Source organism: Paraburkholderia sp. BCC1885, assembly GCF_900996235.1.
GTDB lineage: Bacteria > Pseudomonadota > Gammaproteobacteria > Burkholderiales > Burkholderiaceae > Paraburkholderia.
This window is the reverse complement of the sequence record NZ_CAAJGM010000208.1, coordinates 224,381-240,493: the sequence shown is the minus strand read 5'-3', so window position 1 is coordinate 240,493 and position 16,113 is coordinate 224,381. Positions and strand designations below refer to the sequence as shown.

The 16,113-nt window shown below is 64.9% G+C and carries 11 protein-coding genes; 6 read left to right on the top strand and 5 right to left on the bottom strand.

Features of this window, described 5'->3' with window-relative positions:
• Positions 1-69: 69 nt before the first annotated feature.
• The gene (locus FQ755_RS19475; protein ID WP_144156440.1) at positions 70-705 is read right to left on the bottom strand and encodes a lysozyme inhibitor LprI family protein; all 636 of its coding nucleotides are present in this window, start codon (positions 703-705) and stop codon (positions 70-72) included.
• A 275-nt stretch (positions 706-980) separates the two neighbouring features.
• Here FQ755_RS19475 and FQ755_RS19470 point away from each other — a divergent pair, with 275 nt between their 5' ends.
• From FQ755_RS19470 to FQ755_RS19450, 5 genes are all read left to right on the top strand, one after another.
• Entirely contained in the window at positions 981-1,733 is a 753-nt protein-coding gene (locus FQ755_RS19470) for an SH3 domain-containing protein (protein WP_144156439.1), read from the top strand.
• Between the two features lie 175 nt (positions 1,734-1,908).
• A complete protein-coding gene (locus FQ755_RS19465; protein ID WP_144156438.1) occupies positions 1,909-4,215 on the top strand; it encodes a putative bifunctional diguanylate cyclase/phosphodiesterase in 2,307 nt (768 codons plus the stop codon).
• Between the two features lie 311 nt (positions 4,216-4,526).
• Positions 4,527-4,715, top strand: a complete 189-nt coding sequence (locus FQ755_RS19460; RefSeq protein ID WP_144156437.1) for a hypothetical protein — start codon at positions 4,527-4,529, stop codon at positions 4,713-4,715.
• 189 nt (positions 4,716-4,904) lie between these two features.
• Positions 4,905-6,299, top strand: a complete 1,395-nt coding sequence (locus FQ755_RS19455) for an FAD-containing oxidoreductase (protein ID WP_144156436.1) — start codon at positions 4,905-4,907, stop codon at positions 6,297-6,299.
• 8 nt (positions 6,300-6,307) lie between these two features.
• Positions 6,308-6,787 (top strand): metallophosphoesterase family protein, encoded by a 480-nt coding sequence (locus FQ755_RS19450; protein WP_144156435.1) that lies wholly within the window; start codon positions 6,308-6,310, stop codon positions 6,785-6,787.
• A 132-nt stretch (positions 6,788-6,919) separates the two neighbouring features.
• On the opposite strand, the gene proP is transcribed toward FQ755_RS19450, so the two are convergent.
• The 3 genes from proP to argA form a co-directional block, all read right to left on the bottom strand.
• Positions 6,920-8,422: a glycine betaine/L-proline transporter ProP gene (proP, locus tag FQ755_RS19445; protein ID WP_260858708.1), complete on the bottom strand. Its 1,503-nt coding sequence runs from the start codon at positions 8,420-8,422 to the stop codon at positions 6,920-6,922.
• A 742-nt stretch (positions 8,423-9,164) separates the two neighbouring features.
• The gene (locus tag FQ755_RS19440) at positions 9,165-9,440 is read right to left on the bottom strand and encodes an oxidative damage protection protein (protein ID WP_144156434.1); all 276 of its coding nucleotides are present in this window, start codon (positions 9,438-9,440) and stop codon (positions 9,165-9,167) included.
• 78 nt (positions 9,441-9,518) lie between these two features.
• On the bottom strand, positions 9,519-10,907 hold the full coding sequence (gene argA, locus FQ755_RS19435) for an amino-acid N-acetyltransferase (protein ID WP_144156433.1): 1,389 nt from the start codon (positions 10,905-10,907) through the stop codon (positions 9,519-9,521).
• A 23-nt stretch (positions 10,908-10,930) separates the two neighbouring features.
• Between argA and hrpA the strand changes: the two genes are divergently transcribed.
• Entirely contained in the window at positions 10,931-15,154 is a 4,224-nt protein-coding gene (gene hrpA / locus FQ755_RS19430) for an ATP-dependent RNA helicase HrpA (RefSeq protein ID WP_144156432.1), read from the top strand.
• Between the two features lie 174 nt (positions 15,155-15,328).
• Here hrpA and FQ755_RS19425 read toward each other — a convergent pair whose 3' ends face one another.
• On the bottom strand, positions 15,329-15,760 hold the full coding sequence (locus FQ755_RS19425; protein WP_186308593.1) for a nuclear transport factor 2 family protein: 432 nt from the start codon (positions 15,758-15,760) through the stop codon (positions 15,329-15,331).
• Positions 15,761-16,113 lie beyond the last annotated feature (353 nt).

Below are 16,113 nucleotides of genomic sequence, written 5' to 3'. Positions count from 1 at the left end.
TATCCGGCGGGCATGGCGGCGGGCAGGTAGCGCGTACCGGCGCTGCCTCGCCGGCTGTTCCTGCCTTGGCTACTGCTGCGCGATGGGTTCCGCCGGCGCTTGCGGCAGATTTGCCAGCCCGCAGAACCAGTCGCCGTTACGGGCTGGATATTGCCAGCGCGCGTCCTCTTTCAGAACCGTTGCACATTGCTCGTGCAGGACGATGCCCGGCTCGGCGGCGGTGCATTGCAGCGTCGCCGTGGCGCTGACGTTTGCAGCGGCGTCGGCGTCGTCGGCATTTTGCAGCGCGGCGCGCGCGAGGGCGCGCCGCTGTGGATCGCGGGTGATTTCGCGCGGGCGCGGCGGCGCGTCATCGGGATTGCTTTGCCTGGCTGGCGCGCTCTGCGGCAGACCGGCCAGCAATCGCTGCAATTCGGCGATTCGCCCGCTATACCAGGTCTTCAGGCAGGCTTCGTCGGTGCAGTTCGCTTCGCGCCAGGCCCATTTGCTGTCGCTGTCGGTACGGAAGGCTTTCGGGTCGGCGACGCTGCGGCGCGCCTGCCAGTACAGCTTGCCGAGCTGGTCGTCGAGACGGGAAAGGTCGGGCTGATGGCAGATCAACTGCTCCGGGCGCGAGCGCCCCTTGCTGCAATCGAAGCTGGTGGCGTGAGCCGGCAGATGGGTGAGCAGCAGACTCGCGAGCAGGGCGGTGCGGGATATCTTCATGGCGGTACCGGCGAAACAGGGGTTCGGGGTGTGCGATGAATGATCGTCGGAGTTGCAATCGTCCAGACCTCAAACAGGGGACGAGTTCGCGACCTGTTTACCAAATGTTGCCTTGAGGTTCCCGACGCGACGGCGCTTGACCTGCGGCGTTCATCGGGATGCGGTACGCTAGGCCACCGGGCTAAAGCCCGCCGAGAAAGCCCGACGAATCAGGCAGCAAATCGACTAACAAATCAGCCAGCAGCGATAAAAAACGCCCGCCCCAGGAGGCCGCAATGCGAAGACAGTTCGTGCAGTGCTGTTATGCAGGGTTGACCAGTCTGTTGCTTGTGCCCGCCGCCTTCGCGCAGACAGCGGCCGTCACCAATGGTCCGGTGAACTTGCGCGCGGGTCCTGCACGAGACTATCCGGTGGTGTCGCAATTGCCGGGCGGCGCGCCGGTCACGGTGATGGGCTGTGTGGCCGGCTATAGCTGGCGCGACGTCGCGCTGCCGAATCTGCGCGGTTGGGTTTATGCCGGGCGTATCAGCTACCCTTATCAAGGCAATCCCGTGCCGGTGCTGAACTATGGCGCGACCATCGGCTTGCCTGTCGTCACCTTCTCGATTGGCACTTACTGGGGCAACTATTACCGTGGGCGGCCGTGGTATCGCGATCAGTCGCGCTGGGCGCATCGGCCGCCGCATCGTCCGGGCGCGGGACGCCCGCCTGGACCGCCGCACGGCGGTGGTCCGGGTGGACCTGGCGGCAGACCGCCAGGTGGGCGTCCTCCGGGTAATGGAGGCGGCAGGCCGCCAGGCGGACCGGGACCGGGGGCGGGTGGCCGGCCGCCCGGTGGGTCGGGACCGGGCGCGGGTGGACGTCCGCCCGGCGGTCAGCGACCGGGTGCGGGCGGGCAGCGGCCCGGCGGCTCGGGTGGCGGTTCGGGCGGCCGCCCCCCGGGAGGCGGCCGGCCGGGAGGTGGCGGCGGAGGCGGCGGAGGCGGTGGGGGCGGAGGCAACCAGGGCCGGCCGCCTAAGGGAAACTGAGGGAAACCAAGGGAAACCGAGGGAAACCGAGAGCAACTAAATCCGGATTTGCACGCACAACCAGGCTGCCGGCTTGGGGTAATGTCATGCCTGATGCATCAATTACTGCGTCCAGGCGTAAACCCCAGTGCGCTGCGGGTGCAAACCTGCCGATGTCGGGATGGGGGGCTCAGCTATGACTTGCCAGGTGACACCAGATGACCCGGTTGGAACAGCGTCTGATAGCGCCCGCTATCCGTCGGGGCTGGCCGAGCAATTGCTGGCCTCCGAGCGCAGCGTACTGCGGCTGATCACGCGCAATACACCGCTGCCGGAGTTGCTCGACGAGGTGTGCCGCTATGCCGAGGCCCTGCTCGGCGAAGGCGCGAGTTGCTCGATCCTGCTGCTCGATCCCGATGGCATTCATGTGCGCGCGGGCGGTGCGCCGTCGTTGCCGAAGTCGTACACGGACGCGCTCGACGGCGCCGTCATCGGGCCGCGAGTCGGCTCGTGCGGCACGGCCATGTACCTGCGGCGCATGGTGGTGGTCGAAGACATCGAAACCGATCCGCTGTGGGTGGACTATCGTCAGCTCGCCTTGCCGATCGGCCTGCGCGCGTGCTGGTCGGTGCCGTTCGAGAACGACGAGGGCCGAGTGCTCGGCGCGTTCGCGGTCTACCATCGCACGTGCCGCCGCCCCGGTCTCGACGAAGAGGCGATGCTGCGCAACATCGGCCGCAGCGTCGGTCTCGCGGTGCATCAGGACGCCATTGCGCAACGCCTCGCCCAGAGCGAGGAACACCACCGTCTGGTCGTCGATCATCTGAACGAAGGCATCGTCGTGCAGTCGCGCGACGGCGTGGTGCTGGCGTGCAATCCGAGCGCGCTGCGCATGCTGCATGCGCGTGAGGATCTGATCGGCCAGGACATCATGACGGCGATCGTGCGTTCGTTTCATGAAGACGGCACGCCGATCGCCCCAGCCGAGCGCCCCACCGTGCGCGCGATCGCCAGCGGCAAGCCGCTGCTTGGCGTGACCATCGGCGTCGAGCTGACGGATGGCGAGATCATCTGGATCACCGTCAACGCAGTGCCGATTCACAAACCCGGCGAGCGCGAGCCCGGTTCGGTGCTGGTCTCGTTCGCCGATATCGGCCCGGTGCGCCAGGCCCAGCAGCAACTCAAATATCTCGCCACCCGCGATTCGCTCACCGGCCTCTATAACCGCGCTTATCTGACTGAACGGATGCGCGGTCTGTTCGAGCCCTCGGGTCTTGACGACGAACTGATGCGCGTCGCCGTGCTGTTCGTCGATCTGGACGGCTTCAAGAAGGTCAACGATACCGCCGGCCACGAGGCGGGCGACGCGCTGCTCTGTAGCGTGGCGCGCCGGCTCGCGTCGTGCGTGCAGATGGAGGACACGCTCGCGCGGGTGGGCGGCGACGAATTCGTGATCGTCGTGAGCGGCTACGACGACACGGGCGACCTGATTGCGCTGGCGCGGCAGATTCTCGAAACCGTCGGCGTGCCGTTCGCGGTGGCCGGCAACGAGTATTACCTGGGGGCGTCGATCGGCATCAGCCTGTTTCCCGAGGACGGCCAGGATGTGCCGACCTTGATGCGCAATGCCGATTCGGCGATGTATTCGGCCAAGCAGCGCGGCCGCAACAACTTCCAGTTTTTCACGCCGGAACTGAACCAGCACCTGCAACGGCGCTTCGCCATCGAGCAGTTGCTGCGCCGCGCGCTGACGGCGGGCGAACTGAGTCTGGTGTACCAGCCGATCGTCGATAGCCGGCGCGGCCGCACGGTCGGTGCGGAGGCGCTCTTGCGCTGGTACAGCAGCGAACTGGGCGACGTGTCGCCGGTGGAGTTCATTCCGGTCGCGGAAGATACGGGCCTGATCGTCGCCATCGGCACCTGGGTGCTGGAGCGCGCCTGCGAGCAACTGGCCGAATGGCGCCGCACCCTCGCGCCGGATCTGGTGATTGCGGTGAATCTCTCGCCGCGCCAGGTGAGCGAGGGGCTCGTCGAGTTGATCGAGCAGTGTCTCGCGCGTTGCGGGCTCGGACCCGACGCGCTCGAACTGGAGATCACCGAGCGCCTGCTGATGAGCGACAGCGACACCGTGCTGCCGATTCTGAGCGCGCTGAGCAACATGGGCGTGCGAATTTCCGTCGACGACTTCGGCACCGGCTATTCGTCGCTATCGTATCTGAAGCGTTTTCCGTTGCATAACCTGAAGATCGACCGCTCGTTCGTCGCCGGTTTGCCGGACCATCGCGATTCCATTGCGATCACTCAGGCCGTGGTGGCGATGGCGCATTCGCTCGGCATGAACGTTACGGCCGAAGGAGTGGAGACCGCGGAACAGGCCTCGTTCCTGCGCTCGATCGAATGCGACAAGCAGCAGGGCTACCTGTTCAGCCGTCCGGTGGCGGCCGGCGCCTATGCGCGCAATCTGCTGGCGCCGGGCCGGCTCGCGGATGGCGCGGGCGCTTGAGCCTGAGCTTGAACTTGAGCCCGAATCTGGATTCGATGCAACCACGCTATCGCGTCGATTGATTTCACGCGTTTGCCGATTTCACGCGTCTGCGAAGCGCGCCCGCTCTCCCGGCACGCTGCCTTTGTGTCCCTCCCGGGACCTCGCTTCCCGCGCTACGCCCCGTCCGGCGGGCCGCGGCGGATTGTTCGCTTTCTTTGACAAGTCCCTTCGCTTTCGGGCTATTTATCCGCGCTGCACGGATGCCTAGAATGCCACCATCGAAACGAAAGTAGCGTCTCGCCGAAGCGGCGTGATGCGTTGGAGCGGAAATGCGAGCCTTGATCGAAAGACAGCTTTACCATCCATCGGTAGTCCTGCCGATGGTGGCCTTAATGCAAATGATGGTGGCGCAGGACTTCAACCTGAGCCAGGTGGGTTTCATGGTGGCGACCAAAGGCGCCCAGCGGGCCTTGCAACGTTCGCGCGAGTTGATCTGCGCCGGGCATTGCCACGTCTGAGCCAGGTTGCCACGGCTGCTGCGGCCGGAACCCAACGGATCGTTGAAATGCAGCAGATTCATCGGACGTAATACAGACCGAAGCGCGACCCCCCGGGTCCATCAGCACCCCTCAGACATCACCGGCATCCCTGCGCGAGCCCTGGCGTAAGATGGCACCACGTTGCCACCAGCCCGCAGGAGACAAGTCATGCCACAGCACTTCGATGCAGTCGTGATCGGTACCGGACAAGGCGGATCGCCACTCGCCGCGCGTCTTGCCACGAGCGGCCGCAAGACGGCCGTGATCGAACGCGGTGCATTCGGCGGCACCTGTGTGAACGTCGGTTGCACGCCCACCAAAAGCTACGTCGCGAGCGCCCGTGTCGCGCACGTCGCGCGTCACGCGGCCGCTTACGGCGTGCAGGTGGCGGGCGAGGTGAGCGTCGACCTGGCGCAGGTGAAGGCGCGCAAGGACCGCATCATCGGCGAGTCGCGCAGCGGTGTCGAAAAGTGGCTGCGCGGCACGGAGAATCTGACGGTTTTTCAGGGGCATGCGCGGTTTACCGGAGCGCATGCGCTGAGCATCAGCGGGCCGGATGGCCAGATCGTCGATGAGCTCGAAGCCAGCGAAATTTTCATCAATACCGGCACACGTGCCGTGGTGCCGCCGCTCGACGGCCTCGAACGGATTCGTTACTACACCAATTCCACCTTGCTTGAACTGACCGACTTGCCGGAGCATCTGGCAATTGTCGGCGGCAGCTATATCGCGCTCGAATTCGCGCAGATCTTTCGCCGTTTCGGCAGCCGCGTGACGGTGATCGTGCGTGGTGAGCGCGTGCTCGCCCGCGAGGACGCTGACTTCGCGCTGGCGGTGCAAAAGGTGCTGGCGCGCGAAGGCATCGAGTTTCGCTTTGGCGCGCAGCCGCAGCATGTCGAGCCGCTCGACGGCGAGCGCGTGCGGATTGCTTTCGGCGGTGATGAGCCGGCCGTCGATGCGTCGCATCTGCTGTTCGCCACCGGCCGCAAACCGAATACCGACGACCTCGGCCTCGATCACGCCGGCCTCGCGGTGAACGGGCACGGCATGATTCCGGTCGACGGCGAGCTGCGTACCCGCGTGCCGGGCATCTGGGCGATCGGCGACGTCAACGGCCGCGGCGCCTTCACACATACGTCCTACGACGACTACCAGATCGTCGCGGCGAATCTCTTCGACGGCGGCCAGCGCAGCGCCGACACGCGCATCATGGCGTATGCCGTGTTCGTCGATCCGCCGCTGGCGCGGGTCGGTCTATCGGAGGCCGAGGTACGCGCCTCCGGCCGCGCCGCGCTGATCGCGACCATGCCGATGTCGCGGGTCGGCCGCGCGCGCGAGCGCGGCGAAACCGACGGCTTCATGAAGGTGCTGGCCGACGCGCAGACCAAACAGATCCTCGGCGCGGCGATTCTCGGCATCGAGGGCGACGAGGCGATTCATACCTTCATCGACATCATGACGGCCGGCGCGCCGTATCCGACACTGCAGTACGCCATGCATATCCATCCGACCATCAGCGAGCTGGTGCCCACGCTGCTGGACCGTCTGGCGCCGCTGAAGTGATCGAAGCCATGACCGTCCACTCTGGCGTCACCCGCATCGGCCTGATTTCCGATACCCACAATCTGGTGCGGCCGGAGGCGCTGCAACATCTCCAGGGCTGCGACGCCATCATTCATGCGGGCGATATCTGCGAGCAGGCCGTGCTGGATGCGCTGACGCAGATCGCGCCGGTGACCGCCGTGCGCGGCAATAACGACACGGGCGCGTGGGCGCGCGCATTGCCCACGCACGCGGTGTTGACGGTGCAGCAGGTGAGGATTCTGGTGGTGCACGACATTGCCGAGGTCTACGACGACCTGCATGGCCAGGGGATACACGTCGTCGTCACCGGACATTCGCACAAGCCGCTGATCGACGAGCGCGACGGCGTGCTGTTCGTCAATCCGGGCAGTGCCGGTCCGCGACGCTTCAGGCTGCCGGTGTCGGCGGGTCTGCTGAGCGTGGAGGGCGCGCGCGCGACGGCCACGTGGCATTCCTTGCTGGAATAGAAAACGGGCCGCACAGATGAAGATGTTCTTCATGTGTGCGGCCCGCTGCGGATGCCCTTGTTATTTATGCCTCGTGCAGCCTGGCAGGCGGCGCGTCATGCCGCCTCGCAGGCCGCCAGTCCGAAAGCCTGCTTACGCCCGCGCCGTTGCTCCGGCCGCGTAACGTTCGTCCATTTCCTCGGCTTCGCGTTCGCCGCGCAGCACGGCGTGTGCTTCAGCCCGCGTGGCGACGCACGGCCCCGAGCCGAGCAGCGGCTTGCGCGCGGTTTCGCGCAAGGCCAGCACCGAGACGATCCCGATCAGCGATGCGGCCATCAGATAGTACGCGGGCATCATCAGATTGCCGGTACGGTCGACCAGCCACGCGGCGGCGAGCGGCGTCGTGCCGCCGAATAGCGACACCGAAATATTGAAGCCGATCGCCAGCGCGCCATAACGGATGCGTGTGGGGAACAGCGCCGGCAGCGCCGAGGGCATCACGCCGGTGAAGCACGACAGCAGCACGCCGAGAATCAGCAGGCCGCTGAACACCGGCAGCATCGCGCCCGTGCGGATCAGCAACAGGGCTGGAATCGACAGCGCGAACAGGCCGACGCAGCCGGCCAGCATCACCGGCTTGCGGCCGATCGTGTCGGACAGGCGGCCGGCGGCGAGCGTCATCGGCATCATCAGCACCATCACGAGCAGCACCAGGAAGAGGCCGTGAGTCTCGTCGAAATGCAGCGTCGACGACAGATAGCTCGGCAGATACGACAGCGCCATGTAGTCGGTCACATTGAAGATCAGCACGAGGCCGACGCACAGCAGCAGCGGCTTCCATTGCTTTACGAGCAGCTCGCGCAGCGCGTGCTTCGGCAATGCCTTGTCTTGCGCTTCGCGCGCTTCGGCCTGCTTTTTGAACGCGGGCGTTTCTTCGAGCTTCATCCGGATGTACAGGCCCACCAGACCCAGCGGCCCGGCGATCAGAAACGGCACACGCCAGCCCCACGACAGCAGCGCGTCGTGCGACAGCGTGGCCGTTAGCACCGCGACGGTGCCGGCGCCGAGCACGTAGCCGATCAGCGTGCCGAACTCGAGGAAGCTGCCCATGAAGCCGCGCCGCTTGTCGGTGGAGAATTCGGCGATGAAGGTCGCCGCGCCGCCGTATTCGCCGCCAGTGGAAAAGCCCTGCACCAGACGCGCGACCAGCAGCAATACCGGCGCCAGAATGCCGATCGAGCCGTAGCTCGGAATCAGGCCAATGGCGAAGGTGCCGGCCGCCATCATGATCATCGTCATGGCGAGCACGCGCTGCCGGCCGATGCGGTCGCCCAGCGGCCCGAACACCATGCCGCCGATCGGCCGCACGAGGAAGGCCGCGGCGAAGGTGCCGAAGGTGGCGATCAATTGCGCGGACGGATTGCTCGACGGGAAAAACACCTTGCCGAGCGTGACGGCGATGTAGCTGTACACGCCGAAGTCGAACCATTCCATCGCGTTGCCGAGCGCCATCGCGCCGACCGCGCGTTTGAGGAGGGATTTGTCGACAACCGTGATGTCGTCGAGGGTGAGGCGTTGTTCTTGTTCTTTATGTCGCCAGAAGCCGTTGCTGGAAGCGGTCAAGGTGAAAACTCCAATGACTGCGACGAAACTCATGAAAACGCGCATGAACGTTCCGCCACGGGTGCTGGGGAAAGTGCAGTTTCGCGAAACGGGCGCGAGCGGGTGGCAAGGCCGTGACGGCCGGGCAGGGCGAAGCAGACAGGAAACGCCGTGCCCGCATGCTCAACGCGCATGTCGCGGAATTGCACTGGTCTAGGTACTGCTGATTGTTTGCACCTGCGTGGCCGTGGAAGGGGGGCAGATGCATGAGGACGCGGCAACGGTTCGAAACCGCCGGTGCGCCACTGAAAGGCTTGGCACGAAAAAGGCCGGTGATGAGCGCGACAATCTCGCGACGTGACCGACAAGCCTTCTTGTATAAAAACTGCTCAACCCGGTGTGCGCCGCGCATGGCTACGCACGGTGGATTGAACGCGAATGATGGTGGATTGCTGTTGGAACGAGGCACATAGTAGCACGATGACAGAGGATCGTGCAAACCGGGCAGCCCGCGGGAGGCCCGTCGGGGCGCTGGAATCCCTTGCGGGGCGGGGGATTGGGGAGAATGTGAGAATTTGAAACGAAGGTTTAAAAGCGGGCTGGGAATGGGGCGGCAGGTGCTTGCCCAAGCAGTCTGAATCACGTGGAATGAGCGAAAAAAATCCGCGCACACGGCGCGGATTCTTCGGCAGATGCGCCGTCGACGCGGGTGTCCGACGGCAGCCGTCGGCATGTTGCGGTATCCGCCGTATCGGCCCTCGTGGCCGCTACGTCGTTATCGCTTCACGGCGTCGCCTCAACCTTGCGACGGCGGCACGTAGCCCGTTGCCTGGTCCGCGCCTTCGCCGAAGAAGAACTTCTCAGTCTGCTTCATCAGATATTGGCGTGCGCGCGGATCGGCCATGTTCAGGCGGTTTTCGTTGATCAGCATGGTCTGCTGCTTGAGCCATGCCTGCCAGGCTTCCTTCGAAATGCTTTCGTAGATCCGCTTGCCGAGTTCGCCCGGCAGCGGCGGAAAATCGAGGCCTTCGGCTTCCTTGCCGAGCTTCGCGCATTGAACCATACGAGCCATGCTGTGCTTCTCCTTTAATCGGTGGGGGCGCTATTGCGCGCTGTTACGTTATTGGGCAGTCGCTTTATATGGGGCCGCTCAGAGCTGTTTCATCAGCACGAGCGACTTGCGCTGCCAGTTATAGAGGCGGCGGCGATCTTCCGGCAGGTCGTCGACCGTTGCCTTCACAAAGCCGCGTTTGAGGAACCAGTGTTCGGTGCGCGTCGTCAGCACGAAAATGCGCGTGAGGCCGCGGGCGCGGGCGCGCTGCTCGATGCGCTTCAGAAGCCGCTCGCCGTCGCCGGTGCCTTGCGCTTCCGGCGCGACCGTCAGGCACGCCATTTCGCCGATGCGTTCCTGGGTGTACGGATACAGCGCCGCGCAGCCGAACAGCACGCCATCGTGCTCGATCACCGAGAAATGGTCGATGTCGCGTTCGATCTGGTGGCGGCCGCGCCGGACTAGCGTGCCGTCGGATTCCAGCGGCTCGATCAGCGCCAGAATGCCGCCGACGTCGTCCGGCGTCGCTTCGCGCAGGCTTTCGAGGTTCTCGTAAGAGATCATCGTGCCTACGCCGTCGTGCAGGAACAGTTCGAGCAGCAGGCTGCCGTCGAGCGCGTAGGGGATGATGTGCGCCCGCGCCACGCCGCCGCGGCAGGCACGAATCGAGTGCTTCAGATAGAAACCGGCGTCGCCGGTGACTTCGCCGCTTTCATGCAGCTTGTAGGCGTCGTCGAGCGACAGTTCGCGCATCAGCTCGGGACCGTCTTCGCCGTTTTCCATCAGGCCCGGCGTTTCGGTGAGGAACACGATCTTGTCGGCGCGCAGCGCGATAGCCGCCGCCGAGGCGACGTCTTCCATGGCCAGATTGAACGCTTCGCCGGTGGGCGAGAAGCCGAGCGGCGACAGCAGCACGAGCTTGCGGCTCGCGAGCGAATGGCGGATCGAATCCGCGTCGATCTTGCGCACCACGCCGGTATGGGCGAAGTCGACCCCGTCCAGAATGCCGACCGGCCGCGCCGTCACGAAGTTGCCGGACACCACGCTGATGTGCGCGTGCGCCATGGGCGTGTTCGGCAAGCCCTGGCTGATGGCCGCCTCGATGTCCAGACGCACTTCGCCGGCCGCTTCTTTCGCGGACTCCAACGCGCGCGCGTCGGTGATGCGCATGCCGTGCGAAAACTCGGACTCCACGCCGTGCAGGCTCATCTGCTCTTCGACCTGCGGCCGCGAGCCGTGCACGAGCACGATCTGGATGCCCATGGCCTGCAACAGCGCGATGTCGGAGACGAGCGCATTCAGCAGCCCCTGATGCACCACCTCGCCGCCGAACCCGACGACGAACGTCTTGTTGCGGAACGCGTGGATATACGGGGCAACCGAGCGCATCCAGTCGACGAATTGCGCGTGTTGCGAGTCGGAATCCGTGGCGCCGGACGTGGCCGGAGCGCTCGCGGGCGTGGGGACGAGGTCGGTTTGGGAATTCATGCCCGGGATTATAATGCGCCCCCATGTCGAATGTACCCAAAAGTCCCGCTCCGGCGAACGAGAAAACGGCGCAGGGCGCCGGATCAAACCCAGCGCGCGAGTCGCGCGGCGGGGCGGAGCGGCGCGCGCGCGCCGCCGGCGGCGCAAACCCGCCGCCAGCCGGCCAGCCAGGGCCGGATCAGGCGCGCCGCAATCAGCCCGAAGCACGCGCGCCGCGGCCGCCACGCCCACCACGTCCCGCCCGCACGGTCGAGCCGAATCCGATTCCGCCCATCACCTTTCCCGAGGCGCTGCCGGTTTCCGGCCGCCGCGCGGAAATCGCACGGGCGATCGCCGAAAATCAGGTGGTGATCGTCTGCGGCGAAACCGGCTCCGGCAAGACCACCCAGTTGCCGAAGATCTGTCTCGAACTCGGGCGCGGGCTTGGCGCGGGCGGCCCGGGTCTGATTGGCCACACCCAGCCGCGGCGGATCGCGGCCTCGGCGACCGGCCGGCGCATCGCCGAGGAACTCGGCACGCCGTTCGGTGAAGTGGTCGGCTACAAGGTGCGTTTCACCGACAACCTCTCGCCGGGCGCGTCCGTCAAGCTGATGACGGACGGCATTCTGCTCGCCGAGACGCAGACCGATCCGCTGCTGAAAGCCTACGACACGCTGATCATCGACGAAGCGCACGAGCGCAGCCTGAACATCGATTTTCTGCTCGGCTATCTGCGTGAGGTTCTGCCCAAGCGTCCCGATCTGAAACTGATCGTGACTTCGGCGACCATCGACGCGGACCGTTTTGCGCGCCACTTCGGCACAGAAGACAAGCCCGCGCCGGTAATCGAGGTGAGCGGGCGGCTCTATCCGGTCGAGGTGCGTTACCGGCCGGTGGCGGAAGACAGCCCGGCGGTGAAATCGGCGGAAGGCTCGTCATCTTCGTCGGCATCGCGCGAACGCCCCAAAACCCAGCGCGAGACCGACCGCGATCTGATGGACGCCATCATCGACGCCGTGGATGAACTGTGCCGCGAAGGCCCCGGCGACGTGCTGGTGTTCCTGCCCGGCGAGCGTGAAATCCGCGATGCCGCCGAGGCGCTGCGCAAGCACCATCCGCCGCATACCGAAATCCTGCCGCTGTTTGCGCGCCTCTCGGCGGCGGAGCAGGAGCGCGTGTTCCGTGCCTCGAACGCGCGGCGCATCGTGCTGGCCACCAACGTGGCGGAAACCTCGCTGACGGTGCCGGGGATTCGCTATGTCGTCGATACGGGTCTCGCGCGCGTGAAGCGCTATTCGTATCGCAACAAGGTCGAGCAGTTGCAGGTGGAATCGATCTCGCAGGCGGCGGCCAACCAGCGCGCCGGTCGCTGCGGCCGGGTCGCGGATGGCGTGTGCATTCGCCTCTACGAAGAGAGCGATTTTCAGTCGCGGGTGCGCTTCACCGATCCGGAGATTCTGCGTTCGTCGCTCGCGTCCGTGATTCTGCGCATGAAGTCGCTGCATCTGACCGCGATCGAAACCTTCCCGTTCATCGAGCCGCCGCCGGGCCGCGCGATCGCCGATGGTTATCAACTGCTGAACGAACTCGGCGCCGTCGACGACGACAACGAGCTCACGCCGCTCGGCCGCGAACTGGCGCGCCTGCCGCTCGATCCGCGCGTCGGCCGCATGATTCTCGCCGCGCGCGATCAGCAGGCGCTGCGCGAGGTGCTGATCATCGCCAGCGCGCTTTCCGTGCAGGACCCGCGCGACCGGCCGATCGAGGCGCAGGAGCAGGCCGACCAGGCGCATCGCCGGTTCGCCGACGAGCGCTCCGAATTCCTCCAGTGGCTGAAAATCTGGAACTGGTTCGAAGAAGCCATCGCGCACAAGAAATCGAACCGTCAATTGCAGGACGAGTGCCGCGCTAACTTTTTGTCGCAGCTACGTCTGCGCGAATGGCGCGACGTGCATTCGCAATTGCTGACGGTAGTGCGCGAGCACGGTTGGCGCATCAACGAAGCCGAGGCGACCTTCGAGCAGATTCACCTCGCGCTGCTCACGGGCCTGCTCGGCAATATCGGCCTGAAAGCCGACGACGAGCCTTACTACCTCGGCGCGCGCACCATCAAGTTTTATCTGTGGCCGGGTTCGGCGCTGGTGAAGAAGGCCGGCCGCTGGGTGATGGCCGCGGAACTGGTGGAGACGAGCCGCCTGTACGCGCGCTGTATCGCGAAGATCGAGCCGGAGTGGATCGAACAGATCGGCGCGCATCTGCTGAAGAAGTCGCTTTCCGAGCCGCATTGGGAAAAGCGTGCGGCGCAGGTGTCGGCCTTCGAGCGGGCAGTGCTGTACGGTCTGCCGATCTATCACCGCAGACGCGTGAGCTTCGGCAAGCAGGACCCGGCGCGGGCCCGCGAGCTGTTCATTCGCGGCGCGCTGGTGGAAGGCGAGTTCGATACCAAACTGGCCTTCTTCGCGCACAACCGCAAGCTGCTCGCCGATATCGAACAGCTCGAACACAAATCGCGCCGCCAGGACGTGCTGGTCGACGACGAACTGATTTACGCGTTCTACGATCAGGCGCTGCCGAAAGGCATCTATACGGGCGCGTCGTTCGAACGCTGGTATCGCGACGAGGTGAAAAAGAGCGGGCAGCCGGAAGACAAGCTGCGTCTGCTGTATCTGTCGCGCGACGATCTGATGCGCCACGAGGCCGCCGGCGTCACCACGGATCTGTTCCCGAAACGCATGACGATGTCCGGCGTCGAAATGGCGCTGACTTATCACTTCGAGCCCGGTTCGCCGCGCGACGGCGTGACGCTCGCGGTGCCGCTGTACGCGCTGAACCAGGTGGACGCGCGGCGTTGCGAATGGCTCGTGCCCGGCATGCTGAAGGAGAAGACGCAACTGTTGCTCAAGTCCTTGCCGCAGAAATTGCGCCGCCATTGCGTGCCGTTGCCGGAATACGCCGCGGGATTTGTGGATCGCCACGGCGGGCCGCGCTTTGGCGCGGGTGGTTTGCTTGAGTCGCTGATCGCCGACGTGCGCGAGCAGACCCAGGTGGCGACGAAGCAGGCCGACTTCAAACTCGAGACCTTGGCCGCGCATCTGTTCATGAACTTCAAGGTCGTCGACGAGCACGGACGGCAACTCGCCATGGGCCGCAATCTGGCGCAGTTGCGCGCGGAATTGGGCGGCCAGGCGCAGCAGCATTTTCAGAAGATTGCTTCCGGCGCGGCAGGTGTGGCGCTGGCGGGGGCGAGCGGCGCCGGTGCGAGCGATGAGGGTGGCCCGGCAGAAGGGCTGGCGCGGGGGACTGCGCAGGGGCAGGGCGGCAATTCACGCGCTCAGGCTGCGGGCGCGGCGCCGCGCGGGCGGGCTGGCGCGCCCGTGCCGCAGACGATATCCGCAGACGCGCCCACGAGCACCGCACTCTACGAGAAATTGACAACATGGAACTTCGGCAAGCTCCCGGAGTTGCTGGAGATTCGTCGTGGTGGGCAGACGCTGTTCGGCTATCCGGCGCTGGTGGATCGCGGCACGCATTGCGACGTCGAGGTGTTCGATTCGCCCGACGAAGCCGCGCGCATTCATCGGGCGGGGCTGCGCCGGTTGTTCGCGCTGCAGTTGAAGGAGCCGATCAAGTATCTGGAGAAGAATCTGCCGGGCTTGCGCGAGATGGCGATGCAGTTCATGCCGCGCGGCACTCAGGAAGAGTTGCGCGATCAGTTGGTGGACACCGCGCTGGACCGTGCCTGTCTGCAGGACCCCTTGCCCGCGGACGATGTATCGTTCCATACGCGCCGCGATGAGGGGCGCAGCCGCCTGACGCTGCTGGCGCAGGAAATTGCGCGCCTGGTGGGACAGATCCTCGGCGAATACGCGAGCGTCAGCAAGAAGCTGGTGCAGGCGAAGCCGTTCGCGGCGGCGTATGCGGACATGCAGAACCAGCTCGACGCGCTGATCGGCAAACGCTTCGTGATCGACACACCCTATGCGCAACTGGCGCACTTCCCGCGTTACCTGAAAGGGATGGCGCTACGGATCGACAAGCTGAAGGCCGACCCGGCCCGCGACGCGCGCCAGTTTGCCGAATTTCACCCGTTGCTGCAGAACTACCAGCGCGCGCTGGCGCAACGTGGCGGCGTGATGGATGCGCGGCTGCTGGAATTCCGCTGGCTGCTGGAGGAGTTGCGGATCTCGCTGTTTGCGCAGGAGTTGCGCACGCCGATGCCGGTTTCGGTGAAGCGGCTCTACAAGGTGTGGGAGTCGATGCAGCGGTGAGGGTTTTGAGTCGGATGCTTGACGCAAGGGCGGTTCTTTAATCGCTCGCCTTCATGCTGCCGGCCGGCGTGTCGTGATCGACGCCGGAAACCGTCGCGAAATTGCCGAAGCCGCGCGGGTTAGGGCCTGCGCGGCGGACGCGATATGCGCCTGAACTTCAGCAATGCGCCGTGATCACATGGGCCTGCGCGTCATGTGCGATGAAATGGCGCGCCAACCGTCCGGCTGCTTTGCATAAATGTCGGTGAAGACGAACTTGGTCGCTAAGGCGCCCGGACCGGACGAGTAGTAATTCACGCCCGTGACGACGGCGATATTGTCGTGCACGCTGACCTCGACCTGATCAAGCGACTGAGACGCACCAGCGGGCAACCCGGGGGCCGCGAGGACGTCGGCTTTGCTGCGGCGTATGCCGTTGGGCGAGACTTCGACGTAGGAGTCGTCAAGCACTTTATCCAGTACGGCCGTGTTGTGACTGGAGGCGGCGCTGGCCCAGGCTTGTTCGAGGGCGACGAGGGCGGCTTCGTCTGACGTGGCGGCATATGAACAGGGTACGACCGCCGAGAGAAGCAGAGCCAGAGTGGTCAGAATGGTGGCGCGTTTCATAACTATTCCTTGTTGAAAGTTCATTCAGGCACGGTACCGGGCCGCCGGATCTGCTGAGCGCTCTTGCATGCAAACGGACAACACGTCACGGACGGTTGAGCGTGTGTTTCGCTCGGGGGCGGGTACGTCTATTCCATCATCGCGTTGAAGCAAACCAGGTTCAGGCGATAGTCTGGATTTTCCCGGCGACGCGCGAATTCCTCTATAAGACTATTCTTAAAAATGCCTGAGTAGATTGTCAAAAATCCCATTGTTTTTTCCGTTTAATACAACCGATTTTTTATCGGCTCCGGTTAGTGGTTTTGTCCAGTCGGAATAATCCTAAATGCGGATTCGTCAGCCGGATTGACCTC

Bases quoted from the DNA above. Each gene is read 5' to 3' on its own strand.
- argA (WP_144156433.1), bottom strand. From the start codon at position 10,907: ATGAATTCCCAAACCGACCTCGTCCCCACGCCCGCGAGCGCTCCGGCC.
- FQ755_RS19475 (WP_144156440.1), bottom strand. From the start codon at position 705: ATGAAGATATCCCGCACCGCCCTGCTCGCGAGTCTGCTGCTCACCCAT.
- FQ755_RS19425 (WP_186308593.1), bottom strand. From the start codon at position 15,760: ATGAAACGCGCCACCATTCTGACCACTCTGGCTCTGCTTCTCTCGGCG.
- hrpA (WP_144156432.1), top strand. From the start codon at position 10,931: ATGTCGAATGTACCCAAAAGTCCCGCTCCGGCGAACGAGAAAACGGCG.
- FQ755_RS19450 (WP_144156435.1), top strand. From the start codon at position 6,308: ATGACCGTCCACTCTGGCGTCACCCGCATCGGCCTGATTTCCGATACC.
- FQ755_RS19460 (WP_144156437.1), top strand. From the start codon at position 4,527: ATGCGAGCCTTGATCGAAAGACAGCTTTACCATCCATCGGTAGTCCTG.
- proP (WP_260858708.1), bottom strand. From the start codon at position 8,422: ATGAGTTTCGTCGCAGTCATTGGAGTTTTCACCTTGACCGCTTCCAGC.
- FQ755_RS19455 (WP_144156436.1), top strand. From the start codon at position 4,905: ATGCCACAGCACTTCGATGCAGTCGTGATCGGTACCGGACAAGGCGGA.
- FQ755_RS19470 (WP_144156439.1), top strand. From the start codon at position 981: ATGCGAAGACAGTTCGTGCAGTGCTGTTATGCAGGGTTGACCAGTCTG.
- FQ755_RS19440 (WP_144156434.1), bottom strand. From the start codon at position 9,440: ATGGCTCGTATGGTTCAATGCGCGAAGCTCGGCAAGGAAGCCGAAGGC.
- FQ755_RS19465 (WP_144156438.1), top strand. From the start codon at position 1,909: ATGACTTGCCAGGTGACACCAGATGACCCGGTTGGAACAGCGTCTGAT.